This window comes from Streptomyces shenzhenensis (assembly GCF_021462265.1).
GTDB lineage: Bacteria > Actinomycetota > Actinomycetes > Streptomycetales > Streptomycetaceae > Streptomyces > Streptomyces shenzhenensis.
On sequence record NZ_JAJONF010000143.1, the window covers coordinates 1 to 1637 of the forward strand.

At 69.5% G+C, this 1637-nt stretch carries 2 protein-coding genes; one reads left to right on the forward strand and one right to left on the reverse strand.

The window, feature by feature from the left end:
* The first annotated feature begins 116 nt into the window (after positions 1 to 116).
* Positions 117 to 617, forward strand: a complete 501-nt coding sequence (locus tag LQ326_RS47095) for a hypothetical protein (RefSeq protein WP_234545364.1) — start codon at positions 117 to 119, stop codon at positions 615 to 617.
* On the opposite strand, the gene LQ326_RS47100 is transcribed toward LQ326_RS47095, so the two are convergent.
* Positions 532 to 1467, reverse strand: coding sequence for an IS5 family transposase (locus LQ326_RS47100; RefSeq protein ID WP_234545365.1), 936 nt, complete (start codon positions 1465 to 1467; stop codon positions 532 to 534). The genes LQ326_RS47095 and LQ326_RS47100 overlap by 86 nt on opposite strands.
* Positions 1468 to 1637 lie beyond the last annotated feature (170 nt).

Below are 1637 nucleotides of genomic sequence, written 5' to 3' on the forward strand. Positions count from 1 at the left end.
TAAGAGGGCTTCTCGAAACCGAGTGTGGTGGCTGGGTTTGTGCTGGTGAGGAGTGATGCGGGGGCGGGTGCGGTAGGTCCGGTGCGTTCGTGGAGGTGGCGTGCTGGAGGTGTGTGATGGCGTCGGTGCTGGGGCTTCTGGAGGAGCGGGAGCGGGCGGCCCGGAAGCGGGTGGAGGAGTTGCAGGCCGAGTTGGAGGCGGCGCAGTCGGAGTGGGACGAGTGGCTGATCGCCCGCAGGCGGGTCGGCGAGGTGTGGGACGCGGGTGAGACCGTAGGCCAGGAGGCTGTGGCGGGGAAGCCGCCGGAAGGGAACGAGGCCAGGACGCCGTCGGCGGTGAAACCCGGGTCACTGGTTCCGGTCTGGCGGGAGGGGTTGTCGGCCGAGGTGCTGGCGCCGGGATATCAGCAGGTCATGGGGCTGCTGGCCGAACGCCGCGCCACTGGCGGTCAGCCGCTGAACTGCCGTGAGATCACTGCCTTGTTGGGGCTGGAGGTGGTTCCGGCGAAGATCGAGGGTGTGCGGTGCAAGCTCAAGCGGCTCGTTGCGCGGGGATGGGCGCACGAGCCGGCACCGGGCCGGTTCGCCTGCGGCAACGGCCGAGGCGGCGGGTCATGACCATGGTCATCGACCACAGGATCATCGCTTCCGAGGACGCGGGCAGCCGCTCGTAGTCGCGGGCCAGGCGCCGGGAGCGGGTGAGCCAGGCGAAGGTCCGCTCGGCGATCCACCGTTTGGGCAGCACGACGAAGCCTTTGTGGCCGTCGCTGCGGCGGATGACGGTCAGCGTCAGGTTCAAGGCGGTCGCGCACCAGCCCACCAGCATGCCGGTGTATCCGCTGTCCGCCCATACGCGCCTGAGCCGGTGATGCCGCCTGGTGGCCTGGGCCAGGAGGTCCTGGGCGGCGTCCCGGTCCCCCGTCGAGGCGGGGGTGACCATGACCGCCAGGAGCAGGCCGAGCGTGTCCACCACGATGTGCCGCTTGCGCCCTTTGATCTTCTTCCCGCCGTCATAGCCGCTGGTCGTGGCCGCGACCGTCGACGTGCCTTTCGCGGACTGCGAGTCGATCGCCCCCGCCGTCGGCTCCGCATCCCGGCCCGCCGCTTCGCGGGTCGCGGCACGGAGCCGGTCGTGGAACTCGCCGGTCAGCCCCTGCTTGCGCCAGCGGGTGAAGAACCGGTGCACCGCCTTCCACGGCGGGTAATCGGCAGGCAGCGCAGGCCACTTCACACCGTTGTCCACCACATACCGGATCGCGTCGAGTATGTCCCGCTGGCAGTACTCCTCCGGCCGGCCACCCCGGCCCTCGGCCCACGCGGGCTTCGGGATCATGTCGCGGACCGCCGCCCACTCCGCGTCCCTCATGTCGGTCGGATAGCAGTGCCCGCCGGACGGATGGTCCGCGGCGTTGCCGTACGTGTGGGCGAAGCAGTCACACGTCCGCGTGTCCGGAATGGACTGTTTCACAGCCGGCCGATACAACTGCGGCAACAGGGCCTCCCGGTGAGCAGTGGCGTAGACACCCTCTGTGCTACCGAGAGGCCCTGCCTTCATGCCCCCGCGCGGCCACAATCACCTGAACAGCACACCCGTACGGAACCCCAAGCTCCGCACTCGGTTTCGAGAAGCCCTCTAAG